The following is a 13445-nucleotide window of genomic DNA, read 5'->3' on the forward strand; positions in this document are numbered from 1 at the left end:
AGCTCATGAACTAGCCCATGAACTTCTTGAACTCGTCCGGCAGCTCGAAGTCCTTGCCGCCCTGGCCGGCGGCCGGGAGCCCGAACGCCCCACTCGCGGCGGCTTCCTCGGCCGCGGCGCGCCGCGCGGCGGCCTCGTCCTCCTGCTGCTTGCGCTTCATCGGGTTGCCGGAGCGCTGCTTGCCCTTGGCCTGCTTCTGCTTCTTCTTCTGCTTGCCGGGACCGCCGCCCATGCCCGGCATCCCGGGCATCCCCGGCATACCGCCGCCCTGCGCCATGCGGGACATCATCTTGCGGGCCTCGAAGAACCGCTCGACCAGGTTCTTCACGGCGCTGACCTCGACACCGGAACCCTTGGCGATACGGGCCCGCCGCGAGCCGTTGATGATCGTCGGCTCCTGCCGCTCACCGGGGGTCATCGACTTGATGATGGCCGCGGTGCGGTCGACGTCGCGCTCGTCGAGGTTGTTGATCTGGTCCTTGATCTGCCCCATGCCCGGCAGCATCCCGAGCAGCTTGCTGATGCTGCCCATCTTCCTGACCTGCTCCATCTGGGCCAGGAAGTCGTCGAGCGTGAAGTCCTTGCCGCCCTTGCTGCTCGCCAGCTTGGAGGCCATCTTCTCGGCCTCTTGCTGCGAGAAGGTCTGCTCGGCCTTCTCGATGAGCGTGAGCATGTCGCCCATGCCGAGGATGCGGGACGCCATGCGGTCCGGGTGGAACGCGTCGAAGTCGTCCAGCTTCTCGCCGTTGGAGGCGAACATGATCTGGCGGCCGGTGACGTGCGCGATCGAGAGCGCGGCACCACCGCGGGCGTCGCCGTCGAGCTTCGAGAGCACGACACCGTCGAAGCCGACGCCGTCCCGGAAGGCCTCCGCCGTGTTGACGGCGTCCTGACCGATCATCGCGTCGACGACGAACAGGACCTCGTCGGGGCTGACGGCGTCGCGGATGTCCGCGGCCTGCTGCATCAGCTCCTGGTCGATGCCGAGGCGTCCCGCGGTGTCGACGACGACCACGTCGAACTGCTTCGTACGCGCGTACTCGATCGAGTCCTTGGCGACCTGCACCGGGTCGCCCACGCCGTTGCCCGGCTGCGGGGCGTAGACCCCGACGCCCGCGCGCTCGGCGACGACCGACAGCTGGTTCACGGCGTTCGGGCGCTGGAGGTCGCAGGCCACGAGCAGCGGGGAGTGGCCCTGGGCCTTCAGCCAGCGGCCGAGCTTTCCGGCCAGCGTGGTCTTACCGGCGCCCTGGAGGCCCGCGAGCATGATGACCGTGGGCGGCTGCTTGGCGAAGCGCAGGCGCCGGGTCTCGCCGCCGAGGATGCCGATGAGCTCCTCGTTGACGATCTTGATGACCTGCTGGGCAGGGTTGAGCGCCGCGGAGACCTCGACGCCGGTCGCCCGCTCCTTGACCTGCTTGATGAAGGCGCGGACCACCGGCAGGGCGACGTCCGCTTCGAGCAGGGCGATACGGATCTCGCGCGCCGTGGCGTCGATGTCAGCCTCGGAGAGCCTGCCTTTGCCGCGGAGGTTCTTGAATGTCGCTGCGAGGCGATCGGAAAGAGTGTCGAACACGGCGGTCGCGAATCCTCGGGATCGGGGGCGGGCGGGCGAGTCGCCCTCCAGGGTATCTGCCTCTCGCCGGGGCGGGTGCCCTCCGTCCCCACCTGACCTCGGCCGGGCCCCGGGCGAGGCCCACGGGCCCGGTCCGACAGCACTCACACGCCTCGTACGACGGCACCCGTGCACCTCGTACGACGGGCACCCGCGAGCGACCGTCCCCCTACCCCCGCAACACCTCCTCCACCCCCCGCGCCACTCCCGCGGCCCGCTCCCCCGCCAGTGGTGCCCCGTCCGCCCCCGTCACATAGAAGGCGTCCACCGCGTTGGACCCCAGCGTCGACACATGCGCACTGCGCACCCGCACCTCTGCCGCCTCGAGCGCCCGCCCGATCCGGTGCAGCAACCCCGGAGCGTCCTGGGCGCGCACCTCGATCACCGTCGCCCGCCGCGACCCCGCCGACGCCACGGTGACCCGGGGCGGCGGCGCCACCGTGCCCCGGCGTCGTGGATACGCGGCGTCCCGCTCGGCGAGCCGGGCCGCGATGTCGAGGGACCCGTCGAGCGCCCGCACCAGGTCGGCCCGCAGCCGCGCGGCCTGGGGCAGCGAGCCGTACTCGGCCGCCACCCGCCACTGGAGCATCAGCACCGAGCCGGGCATCTCCTCGGGCAGCCCGACCGCCCGCAGCTCCGCGGTGCGCACGGTCAGCCGGTGCATGGCGAGCACCCCGGCGACGGCGGGCAGCACCCCGCCCTGCTCGGGCACGGCGACCAACAGCTCCACACCGAGCGGCTCGGCCTGCTCCGCGCCGGAACCGACGGAACCAGCAGAACCGGCGGAACCAGCAGAACCGGCGGCCCCCTCGCGGCCCACCGAAGCCCCCGAGGCCCCCGCCTCCCCCAAAGCACCCCCGCCCGCGTCCGCCCGCAACGCCACCACCGGCGCCCCCGTCCGCACCGCCTCCACCGCGAGCCGTTCCTCCTCCGCCGTGGCGAGCGCGCCGTCCCCGGCCGCGTACGGGTCCTCGACCTCGTCCCCCGCGAGCACCGCCGCGACCCGTTTCACCAGGTCCGCGACCAGCGAGCCGCGCCACGACGACCATGCCGCGGGCCCGGTGGCGAGCGCGTCCGCCTCCGTGAGGGCGTGCAGCAGCTCCAGGGTGCCGGGCGAGCCGACGGCCTCGGCGACGGACCGCACGGTCGCGGGGTCGTCGAGGTCGCGCCGGGTCGCGGTCTCGATGAGGAGGAGGTGGTGGCGTACGAGACAGGCGAGTACGGCGACGTCGGCGCGGTCGAAGCCGATCCGGGCGGCCACGTCGCGGGCGATGATCTCCCCGGCGACGGAGTGGTCGCCGGGCCAGCCCTTGCCGATGTCGTGCAGCAGGGCGGCGACGAGCAGCAGGTCGGGCCGTCCGACGCGGCGGGTGAGGTCGGCGGCGCGGACGGCGGTCTCGACGAGGTGCCGGTCGACGGTCCAGGTGTGGACGGCGTTGCGCTGGGGGCGGCACCAGACCCGCTCCCAGTCGGGCAGCAGCCGGGTGATCAGGCCCTCGGCCTCCAGCGCCTCCCAGACCTGGACGGTCGGCCGCCCGGCACCGAGCAGCGTCACCAGTTGCTCGCGGGCCTCGGCGGGCCAGGGCGTCGGCAGCGGCCGGGCGGCGGCCGCGATCCGGCGCACGGCGTGCAGGGACAGGGGCAGCCCGGCCTGCGCGGCGGCCGCGGCGGCCCGCAGCAGCAGCACGGGGTCCCGCTCCGGCCGGGCGGCGCGCGCGAGCACGACCTCGCCGTCCTGCTCCACGACGCCCTCGGCCAGCGGCGACCGCTCGGCCGCGGCCCCCTTCCCGCCGCCGAGGAGTCCGCGCAGCCGCGGCCTCGCCTTCCGGGACCGCAGCACGCGCCCGACCTCGCGCCAGGTCACGTCACTGGCGTAGGCGACGGTGCGCGCCGCCTCGTAGACCTGCCGCAGCAGGGTGTCGGCGTCGAGCAGGCCGAGTTCGGCGGCGACCTGGTCCTGTTCCTGGAGGGCGAGCCGGTCGGTGGCGCGGCCGGTCGTCAGGTGCAGGACGTCGCGTACGTCGAGCAGGGTGCGGCGGGCCTCGGCGAGGCCCTCGCGGGGCGCGTCCGCGAGCCAGGAGGCAGCGACGGCCCGCAGCGCGGTGGCGTCGCGGAGTCCGCCGCGCGCCTCCTTCAGGTCGGGTTCGAGGAGATGGCTGAGCTCGCCGTGGCGCGCGGCCCGGTCCGCGCACAGTTCACGCAGCTCGGGCAGCCGTTTGGGGGCCTGGTTGCGCCAGTCGGCGAGGACGGCGCTGCGCATCCCGGTGGTGAGCCCCAGGTCACCGGCGACGTGCCGGGCGTCGAGCAGGCCGAGGTGGACCTTCAGGTCGTCGGCCGCCGTCTTGCGGGCCTCGGCGGGGGTGCGCACGGAGTGGTCGAGGGCGAGGCCGAGGTCCCAGACGGGGTACCAGATGCGGTCGGCGAGGGCGGCGACCGCGCCCGGGTCCGCGGTGCCGTCGTGGAGGAGCAGCAGGTCGAGGTCGCTGCGCGGCGACAGTTCGCCGCGGCCGTAGCCGCCGACGGCGACCAGGGCGATGCCTCGCGACGCGCCGGGTCCGGTGTCGGCGGCGCCCGCGGCGAAGAGCCCGTTCAGCCATCCGTCGGTCAGCTCGGCGAGGGCGGAACGGCGCGGCGGCCCGGACCGCGCCTCCTCTTGGAGGAGGCGCAGCCGGGCCGCCGCATAGCCGCTGGGTCCGGAGTCTTCCGTGTCTGCTGAGTCTGCTGATTCCTTCGGTACTTCCACGCTCGTCACCCAGCGGCTCCTGTTCTCTGTGGGACTACAGCGCGCACGCCGTGCGCGTCACAGCGCGTCGGGTCCGCGCTCGCCGGTCCGCACCCGGACCGCCGTGTCGACGGGGACGCTCCACACCTTGCCGTCGCCGATCTTGCCGGTGCGGGCCGCCTTGACGACGACCTCGACGAGCTGTTCGGCGTCCTCGTCCTCGACGAGGACCTCGATGCGGATCTTCGGTACGAGGTCGACGGTGTACTCGGCGCCGCGGTAGACCTCGGTGTGGCCGCGCTGCCGTCCGTAGCCGCTGGCCTCGGTGACGGTCAGGCCCTGGACCCCGAAGGCCTGCAGGGCCTCCTTGATCTCGTCGAGGCGGTGCGGCTTGACGACCGCGGTGATGAGCTTCATGCGTCCACCTTCTTGTTCTTCTGGGCCGCCGGCTGCGCGGCCCCCTGGACCGGGCCCGGCACGGCGGTCGTGCGGGGCGCGGAGCCGCCGCCCGCGCCGCTGAAGTCGTACGCGGTCTCGGCGTGCTGGACCTGGTCGATGCCGCCGACCTCCTCGTCCTCGTCGACCCGCATGCCGATCGTCTTGTCGATCAGGAAGGCGAGGACGGCGGAGGCGACGAGGGAGTAGCCGAGGACGGCGCCGACACCGGCGGCCTGCTTGCCGAGCTGTTCGAGGCCACCACCGTAGAAGAGACCCTGCGCCTTGGACTGGCCGCCGCCGGTGGCGAAGAGACCGACGAGGAGCGATCCCGCGATGCCGCCGACCAGGTGGACGCCGACGACGTCGAGGGAGTCGTCGTAGCCGAACTTGAACTTCAGGCCGACGGCCAGGGCGCACAGCAGACCGGCGACGGCGCCGATGGCGATCGCGCCGAGCGGCGAGCAGGAGCCGCCGGAGGGGGTGATGGCGACGAGTCCCGCGACCGCGCCGGAGGCGGCGCCGAGGGTGGTGAACGCGCCGTGGCGGATCTTCTCGTAGGCGAGCCAGGCGAGCATGGCGGCGGCCGTGGCGATCTGTGTGTTGATGAACATCAGCGCGCCGACGCCGTCGTCGTTGCCGAGCCAGGACCCGGCGTTGAACCCGAACCACCCGAACCAGAGGAGACCGGCGCCGAGCATCACCAGGGGCAGGCTGTGCGGGCGCATCGGGTCCTTCTTGAAGCCGACGCGCTTGCCGATGACGAGGATCACGCCGAGGGCGGCGGCACCGGCGTTGATGTGCACGGCCGTACCGCCGGCGAAGTCGATGACGCCCAGCTCGAAGGCCCAGCCGCCGGTGCCCCACACCCAGTGCGCGACCGGGAAGTACACGATCGTCGCCCACAGGGCCACGAACAGCGCCCACGCGGTGAACTTCACGCGGTCCGCGAGCGCGCCGCTGATCAGGGCGGGCGTGATGACGGCGAACATCAGCTGGAACACGGCGAAGACGTAGACCGGGATGGTGTACCCGTCCCACAGCTCGTTGAGGCCGATCCCGCCGAGGCCCACGTAGTCGCCGTTCCAGCCGAAGAGGCTGCCGTGGTCGGTGCCGAAGGCGACGGAGAAGCCGTAGAGCACCCACAGGACGGTGACGATCCCGAGGCTGATGAAGCTCATCATCAGCATGTTCAGGGTGCTCTTGACGCGGACCATGCCTCCGTAGAAGAAGGCGAGCCCCGGCGTCATGAGCATCACCAGGGCGGAGCAGATCAACATGAACCCGGTGTTGGCGGCAGACAGCTGCGGGGCGTCTGCGGCAAGCGTGATGCCTGGGGGCATCGGCGTCTCCTCGTCGTCGGATACGGCCCGTGCGGGCTTCACCCTCTGCGGTGCGAGGACGGTGGGCCGGTTATGCCGCATGAGGTTGGCGCAGCGCGGTTTCGGTCAGTGCCGCTCGATGTTTCGCGCCAGTGACGAAGAGGTCGTGCGTGTTACGCGTGGATGAACAGCGGGGCGCGCGGGGCGGGGCGGTCCTACCCTCACGGAACCGGCCGCGGCGGCCTATCCAGATGACCTGGCATGGGGGAGCCGAGTCGGGCTGTCGGGATGGGCCGGCCGCGGCCGGAGTGTGCGGGGCTCGCCGGTCAGGCGGCCGGGTGCGCGGGCATGTCAGACGGCCTCCGCGGATTCCGGCATGTCGACGGCGAGCTGGTCGGTGAGCCGGACCACGTCCGCCACGTCCCCGAAGTCCCTGAGGGCGTTGTCGACGGTCTTGCGCAGCCGGGTGTTGACCCGCTCGGAGCGCACCTTCTTGGCGATGGCCAGGGCCTCGCCCGCGAGCACCGTGCTCTGCTCGGGCTCCTTCTGGAGCAGGTGGACGGTGGCCATGCCGATCAGGTTCAGTGCGTACGACCGCTGGTGCTCGGGGTCGCTGCCGAAGAGCTCGACGGCGCGGGCCATGACGGGCTCGGCCAGCGAGGCGTACGTGGGGCTGCGCCCGGCCACGTAGGCCAGGTCGCGGAAGGAGTGGGCGTTCTCGCCGTTGAGCTCGGCCTCGGAGAAGAAGCGGATCCAGTCGGGCTCGGGCTCGTCCCAGTCGTCCGCGTCGGCGAAGGTGTCCTCGGCCATCCGGACCGCCCGTTTGCAGCGCCCTGGCTGGCCCATTCCGGCGTAGGCGCGGGCCTCCATCGCATACAGCATCGACTGGGTGCGCGGGCTCGCGCAGTCGCGGCTGCCGTACTGCGCGAGGTGGATCAGTTCGAGGGCGTCGTCGGGCCGGCCGAGGTGGATCATCTGGCGGCTCATGCTGGAGAGGATGTACGACCCGAGGGACTTCTCGCCGGCTTCCTTGGCGGCGTGCAGGGCGAGCACGAAGTACTTCTGGGCGGTGGGCTGGAGCCCTACGTCGTAGCTCATCCAGCCCGCCAGTTCGGCCAGTTCACCGGCGACCTTGAACAGGCGCTTGGAGGTGTCCTCGGGCTGGGGCTCCTGGAGCAGGTCGGTCACCTCGTGCAGCTGACCGACGACGGCTTTTCGGCGCAGGCCGCCGCCGCACTGGGCGTCCCACTGGCGGAACATCACCGTGGTGGACTCGAGCAGGTCCAGCTCGGGCCGGGAGAGGCGGCCGGGGCGGCGCGAGGTGAGCTGCGGCTCGGGCTCGGCCACCGGGGCGGAGGGGCCGGGCACGAGCCAGCGCTGCATGGGCTCGATCAGGGCGGGTCCGGCGGACAGGGCGAGCGAGGTGCCGAGGAAGCCGCGCCGCGCCAGCATCAGGTCGCTGCGGCTGAACTCGCTGATCAGCGCGACGGTCTGGGGGCCGGTCCAGGGCAGGTCGATGCCGGACACGGACGGGGACTGGTGGGCGGCGCGCAGGCCGAGGTCCTCGACGGCGACGACGCAGCCGAAGCGCTCGGAGAACAGCTCGGAGAGGATGCGCGGGATGGGCTCGCGGGGGTTCTCGCCGTCCAGCCAGCGGCGCACCCGTGAGGTGTCCGTGGAGATGTGGTGCGCGCCCAACTGGCGTGCTCTGCGGTTCACCTGGCGGGCCAGCTCGCCCTTCGACCAGCCGCTGCGCACGAACCAGGAACCGAGCATCTCGTTGGGGCGCTTCTCAGCGTTCGCACCGCTACCGCCATTGCCGCCCACTGGAACGCCCCCATCCCTCAAGCCACTTGTCCGAGGTCCACGTCAAGCCCTAACAGAATGCCGCGTGTTGCGGCGGCCCGTCCGGAGAATGTCACCCTTCGAACGGGAAACCGACTTGCCTCCGGCATACCCACAAGTGCGCAAGCCCCTGAGCCATGCACCGAAAGTAATCCTACGATCACCGCTCCGGCGAGGGCGAACGCGGAAACGCCACCATTCGCCACCCCTTCGAATGAACTACCTGCCCGCCGCACGCGATTCACTTGACACCGGACAACCCAAAGTGGGCGGAGCGGAGCACGCAGGGGCGCGGGCAACGGAGTGCACCACCTGTAATGCCTCTGAGCGCGGGCACCAGCTGACGGCGGAACGCGGCGAAAGTCGGCGAGAGTCGGCTTGAGACGTGCACAACGCGTCCAGGCACGGCGAGTCACGGTCGGGATCCGTCACGTCACCACCGCGCACACGTAACCACCGCACACGCGACCCGTTGGAGGGGGCATGGGCTTCACGATCGGCGGCATCCGGGGGACCAAAGAGCCCCGGTTCGGTGTTCGGGGAACGAAGGACGTCCGGGGGACCGAGCAGACAGGCGAGACGGGCGCGAGAGGCGCGGCGGAAGCGGGCGCGGAGGCGCGTGTGCCGCGCGCGGCCAAGGAGACGCGCGCTGCAAAAGAGCCGCGCGCCGCCAAGGAGACGAGGGAGCCGCGCTCCGGGTCCCGTCGGCGCTGTCGCTCGGCCTCCGAGGAGTGCACGGCCGTCGCCGAGTACACGGGCCTGTGGGGCTGGGCCGTGGTGCCCGGCGCGCGCGCCCAGGACGGCCGCTGCTCCTGCGGCCGCGCCGACTGCGCCGCCCCCGGCGCCCACCCGCTGGACTTCGCCCCGGAGATCGCCGCGGGGGCCACCCTCGACGAGGTGACCGAGGCCTGGTCGCAGTTCCCCGGCGCGGCGGTGATGCTGCCCGTGGGCCGCGCGTTCGACGTGATCGAGGTGGCCGAGTCGGCGGGGCGCCGCGCCCTGGTGCGCCTGGAGCGGATGGGCCTGCCGCTCGGCCCCGTGACGGCCACTCCGGACGGCCGCACGCACTTCTTCGTGGCCCCAGGCGCCGCCGCCGAACTGCCGCAGCTGCTCTACCGCATGGGCTGGGACGACACCGGGCTCGACCTGCACGGTCTGGGCCCCGGCGCGCACATCACCGCCCCGCCGTCCGACCGCGCGGGCCTCGGGCCGGTCCGCTGGCTGCGCTCCCCCGACCCCGAGTCGGTCACGGGTCCGCCGCACGCCCGGCTCCTCCTCGGCACGCTGGCGTACGTCGCCCACCGGTCGCCCGCGTGACGCTCGCTCCGCGCGGCGACCACGCACCGCACGCGGCGACCACATGACGAAGTGCCCCACTCCCGGCTGCACCCGGGGGCGGGGCACTTCTTCGCTGACAGAGCGCACTACACGTAGGCGCACCACACGTAGGCGCACCACACGTAAGCGCCGCGCACGTAAGCGCGCCAGACCTGAGCGCACCACGCCCAAGCGCACCACGACGCCCGCCGCCTCAGTCTCCGATCAGCGCGTCGACGAACGCCTCCGGCTCGAACGGCGCCAGGTCGTCCGCGCCCTCGCCGAGGCCGATGAGCTTCACGGGCACGCCCAGCTCGCGCTGGACCGCGACCACGATGCCGCCCTTGGCGGTGCCGTCGAGCTTGGTGAGGACGATGCCGGTGATGTCGACGACCTCGGCGAAGACGCGGGCCTGCACCAGGCCGTTCTGGCCGGTGGTGGCGTCGAGGACGAGCAGCACCTCGTCCAGCGGCGCGTGCTTCTCGACGACGCGCTTGACCTTGCCCAGCTCGTCCATCAGGCCGGTCTTGGTGTGCAGTCGGCCCGCGGTGTCGATGAGCACGACGTCGGCGCCCTCGGCGATGCCCTCCTTGACCGCGTCGAAGGCGATCGACGCCGGGTCGCCGCCCTCGGGTCCGCGGACCGTGCGGGCGCCGACGCGCTCGCCCCAGGTCTGGAGCTGGTCGGCGGCGGCGGCACGGAAGGTGTCGGCGGCGCCGAGGACGACCGAGCGGCCGTCGGCGACCAGGACGCGGGCGAGCTTGCCGGTGGTGGTGGTCTTGCCGGTGCCGTTGACGCCGACGACCATCACGATGGCCGGGGTCTCCAGGCCGGACTCGGTCTTCACGGTGCGGTCGAAGTCCGTGCCGACCAGGGTGAGGAGTTCCTCGCGGAGCAGGGCGCGCAGGTCCTCGGGGGTGCGCGTGCCGAGGACCCGGACGCGCTCGCGCAGCCGCTCGACCAACTCCTGGGTGGGGGCGACGCCGACGTCGGCGGTCAGGAGGGTGTCCTCGATCTCCTCCCAGGTGTCCTCGTCCAGGTGCTCGCGCGAGAGGAGCGTGAGCAGGCCCTTGCCGAGTGCGTTCTGGGAGCGCGAGAGGCGCGTGCGCAGGCGCACCAGGCGGCCCGCGGTGGGCTCGGGGGTCTCGATCTCGGGAGCCGGCGGGGCCGCGGGCTCCTCCGTCGTGACGGGTGCGGACGCCGAGGGCTCGGCGACCGGCAGGTCCACCTCCTCGATCGTGCGGCGCGCTTCGTCGCGCGGCGTCTCGGCCTCGTCGCCGACGTGCGGCTCGGCCGGAGGGGTGGTGATGGTGGGCGTCGCGGAGGGGGCCTTCGCCTGGGGCAGCTGCTTCTTCTTGCGGCTGCCGACGACGAGCCCGCCGATCGCACCGACCACGACCACGGCGATGACTACAGCAAGGATGACGATTTCCATAACTCACCCAGTATCAGTCATGGGCCCTTCGGGCAGGTCCCTAGTGCTTTCCTCCAATGGACATAGGCCACTAGCCGCCATTACTCGGACTAAAGTACGATGGAAGAGGCTGCGTCAACGCGCGTAGAGTCCCATCTGCTGATTCACCCAGCTCACCCCCACCGGCCGGCGACGACGTCGACGCAAGCCGAGCGAGAGGCACGGAACCACCCCTCATGAGCACCACCGCCGAAACGGCCGAACACGAAGGCGCCCTGGAGACCCGAGGCCTTGAGCCCGTCCCGGACTCCGAGCGCCACGGCAGGACCCGCGAGTTGTTCCCCACCTGGGTCGCCGCCAACATCAGCGTTCTGCTCCTGACGATGGGCGCGGGCCTGATCGTCTCGAACGGCCTGAACTTCTGGCAGGTCCTGGTCGTCGCCCTGGTCTCCCCCGTCCTGAGCTACGGCCTGGTGGGCCTCGTCTCCATCGCGGGCAAGCGCGGCGGCTCCCCGGGCATGACGCTCTCGCGCGCGGTCTTCGGCCAGCGCGGCAACCTCTTCCCCGGCGCACTGATCTGGGTCGCGCGCTGGGGCTGGGAGACGATCAACGCGGTCACGGGTGCGTACGCGATCCTCACCGTGCTCGACATCTGCTTCGGCGTGCGGGCGAACACCGCCCTGAAGGTCATCACTCTGCTCGCCTTCGTCGCCGCCACGTTCCTCATCTCCGGCCTCGGCCGCAAGGTCCTGCACGTGTGCAGCACCTGGTCGACGTACCTCTTCGGCGCGTTCAGCGTCCTGGTGCTCGTCTATCTCCTCACGGACACCGACTGGGGCCAGGTCTTCGACAAGCCCGCGGGCTCCACGGCGATGATGATCGCGGGTATCGGCACGATCGCCGCGGGCGGCATCAGCTGGGTGCCCACGGGCCCGGACTTCACCCGCTATCTGCCGCGCACGGCCTCGAACAGGCCGCTGGTCGGGCACGCCGTCGGCGGCGCGGCCATCGTCGTGGTCCCGATGGTCCTGATGGGCGCGGTCATGGCCGTCTCGCAGCCGAAGCTGTCCTCGGCGCAGGACCCGGTGGCCTTCCTCGGGGACCTGCTGCCGACGTGGATCGCGGTGCCGTATCTGATCATGGCCCTGATCGGCATGCTGCTGATCAACTCGATGTCGATGTACTCGGCGGGCTTCACCGCCATGACACTCGGCATCAAGGTCCCGCGCGCGTGGGCGGTCAGCGTGAACGCCATCATCAGCCTGATCTTCGGCTACCTCCTGATGAACGTCGCCACCAGCTTCATGGGCTCCTTCATCTCCTTCCTGACGCTGCTCGCGGTCGCCTTCTCCGCCTGGATCGGCGTGTTCGGCATCGACATGCTGCGCAGGAAGACGTACGACGGCGAAGCGCTGATGGACACCAAGCGCACCAGTGCGTACTGGTACAAGGCAGGCTTCGCCTGGCAGGCCATGACCGCCTGGGGCGTCGCGCTCGTCGTGGGCCTGCTCTTCACCAAGGTCGACTGGTTCAGCGGCCCGCTCGCCACGTCCTGGATCGGGCGCAACGGCCTCGGCTGGCTCGTCACGATCCTGGTCGCGGCCGCGCTCTACGCCCTGCTGCCGCGCCAGCCGCTCCCCGAGCCGGCCACCACGGCCAAGGCGACCGAGCCGACCAAGGCCGCCGCCAAGGCATGAGCACCCTGAACCCCCGCCCGCCCCTGGCCATCTGACGCAGCGTCAGCTACCGTCCCCCTTCGCCGCACCCGGTGAAGGGGGACGTTCCGCATGCCCGTCACAGTCGTACGTTTCAACCTCGTCGATCCCGCGGCCACCCCCGACACGCTCAGCGCCCGCTACCGCGCCGCCCTGGAGATGTCCGCGTACGCCGACGACCGCGGCGTCTCCACGATCCAGACCGAGGAGCACCACGGCGTCGCCAACAACTGGCTGCCGTCGCCGTTCGCCTTCGCGGGCGCGGTGTTCGGGGCGACGCGGCGCATCGCGGTGACCGTCTCGGCGGTCATCGGGCCGCTGCACGATCCGCTGCGCCTCGCCGAGGACATCGCCGTGCTCGACCTGTTGAGCGGCGGCCGTCTCGTCACGGTCGCGGGGATCGGCTACCGGCCCGAGGAGTACGCGGCCTTCGGCGTCGAGTGGGCCCGGCGTGGCAAGCTCCAGGACGAGCTTCTGGAGACCCTGCTCAAGGCGTGGACCGGCGAGGAGTTCAGCCATCGCGGCCGCACCGTGCGCGTCACCCCGCGCCCGCACAGCCGGCCGCACCCGCTGCTCCTGGTCGGCGGCTCGTCGCGGGCGGCGGCCCGCCGCGCCGCCCGGTTCGGCCTGCCGTTCTTCCCGAGCGCGCATCTGCCGGAGCTGGAGGCGTACTACGACGAGAAGCGCGCCGAGTACGGCACCGAGGGCTGGACGATGATGCCCGCGGCCGAGACCCCGCTGCTGCACCTCAGCGAGGACCCCGACCGCACCTGGGCCGCGTACGGCGAGCACTTCCTGCACGAGGCCCGCACCTATGCCTCCTGGCAGTCCGACGACATCCGCTCGGCGGTGCGCTCGGCGGCGACGACGGTCGACGACCTGCGCGCCGAGGGCGTGTACCGGGTGCTCACGCCCGACGCGTGCGTGGCGCTCGCGGAGTCCGGGGCGAATCTCGTCCTGCATCCGCTCGTCGGCGGGATGCCGGTGGGCGAGGGGTGGCGGAGCCTGCGTCTGCTCGGCGAAGACGTACTGCCCCGGCTCAAGGACTGACCTTGCGGTC

At 72.0% G+C, this 13445-nt stretch carries 9 protein-coding genes; 3 read left to right on the forward strand and 6 right to left on the reverse strand.

Annotated features, from left to right (window positions below):
- Positions 1-10 precede the first annotated feature (10 nt).
- The 5 genes from ffh to nsdA all read right to left on the reverse strand — a co-directional run bounded on the left by ffh (position 11) and on the right by nsdA (position 7921).
- On the reverse strand, positions 11-1576 hold the full coding sequence (gene ffh / locus ACZ6BG_RS07635; RefSeq protein ID WP_468998281.1) for a signal recognition particle protein: 1566 nt from the start codon (positions 1574-1576) through the stop codon (positions 11-13).
- Positions 1577-1784: 208 nt separating this feature from the next.
- Positions 1785-4358: a [protein-PII] uridylyltransferase gene (locus tag ACZ6BG_RS07640; protein ID WP_469000122.1), complete on the reverse strand. Its 2574-nt coding sequence runs from the start codon at positions 4356-4358 to the stop codon at positions 1785-1787.
- A 57-nt stretch (positions 4359-4415) separates the two neighbouring features.
- Positions 4416-4754 carry a P-II family nitrogen regulator gene (locus ACZ6BG_RS07645; RefSeq protein ID WP_030361971.1) on the reverse strand — a complete coding sequence of 113 codons (339 nt, stop codon included), beginning with the start codon at positions 4752-4754 and terminating at the stop codon, positions 4416-4418.
- Positions 4751-6115 (reverse strand): ammonium transporter, encoded by a 1365-nt coding sequence (locus tag ACZ6BG_RS07650; protein WP_468998285.1) that lies wholly within the window; start codon positions 6113-6115, stop codon positions 4751-4753. Before ACZ6BG_RS07650 ends, ACZ6BG_RS07645 begins: the two co-directional genes overlap by 4 nt.
- Before the next feature lie 330 nt (positions 6116-6445).
- Positions 6446-7921 (reverse strand): transcriptional repressor NsdA, encoded by a 1476-nt coding sequence (gene nsdA / locus ACZ6BG_RS07655; protein WP_468998287.1) that lies wholly within the window; start codon positions 7919-7921, stop codon positions 6446-6448.
- 639 nt (positions 7922-8560) lie between these two features.
- On the opposite strand from nsdA, the gene ACZ6BG_RS07660 reads away from it, so the two are divergent.
- Positions 8561-9256, forward strand: a complete 696-nt coding sequence (locus ACZ6BG_RS07660; protein WP_469000124.1) for a bifunctional DNA primase/polymerase — start codon at positions 8561-8563, stop codon at positions 9254-9256.
- Between the two features lie 214 nt (positions 9257-9470).
- Here the strand turns inward: ACZ6BG_RS07660 and ftsY are convergent, their stop codons facing one another.
- Entirely contained in the window at positions 9471-10691 is a 1221-nt protein-coding gene (gene ftsY, locus ACZ6BG_RS07665; RefSeq protein ID WP_468998289.1) for a signal recognition particle-docking protein FtsY, read from the reverse strand.
- 215 nt (positions 10692-10906) lie between these two features.
- Between ftsY and ACZ6BG_RS07670 the strand changes: the two genes are divergently transcribed.
- Together ACZ6BG_RS07670 and ACZ6BG_RS07675 are read left to right on the forward strand one after the other, a co-directional pair.
- Positions 10907-12367, forward strand: a complete 1461-nt coding sequence (locus tag ACZ6BG_RS07670) for a cytosine permease (RefSeq protein ID WP_468998291.1) — start codon at positions 10907-10909, stop codon at positions 12365-12367.
- A gap of 90 nt (positions 12368-12457) precedes the next feature.
- Positions 12458-13435, forward strand: a complete 978-nt coding sequence (locus tag ACZ6BG_RS07675) for an LLM class flavin-dependent oxidoreductase (RefSeq protein WP_468998293.1) — start codon at positions 12458-12460, stop codon at positions 13433-13435.
- Positions 13436-13445 lie beyond the last annotated feature (10 nt).

The sequence above is a fragment of the Streptomyces sp. NPDC041205 genome, from assembly GCF_055591765.1.

Coding starts and splice junctions, on each gene's coding strand:
- ACZ6BG_RS07650 (WP_468998285.1), bottom strand. CDS start 6,115: ATGCCCCCAGGCATCACGCTTGCCGCAGACGCCCCGCAGCTGTCTGCC.
- ACZ6BG_RS07670 (WP_468998291.1), top strand. CDS start 10,907: ATGAGCACCACCGCCGAAACGGCCGAACACGAAGGCGCCCTGGAGACC.
- ACZ6BG_RS07645 (WP_030361971.1), bottom strand. CDS start 4,754: ATGAAGCTCATCACCGCGGTCGTCAAGCCGCACCGCCTCGACGAGATC.
- ACZ6BG_RS07675 (WP_468998293.1), top strand. CDS start 12,458: ATGCCCGTCACAGTCGTACGTTTCAACCTCGTCGATCCCGCGGCCACC.
- ftsY (WP_468998289.1), bottom strand. CDS start 10,691: ATGGAAATCGTCATCCTTGCTGTAGTCATCGCCGTGGTCGTGGTCGGT.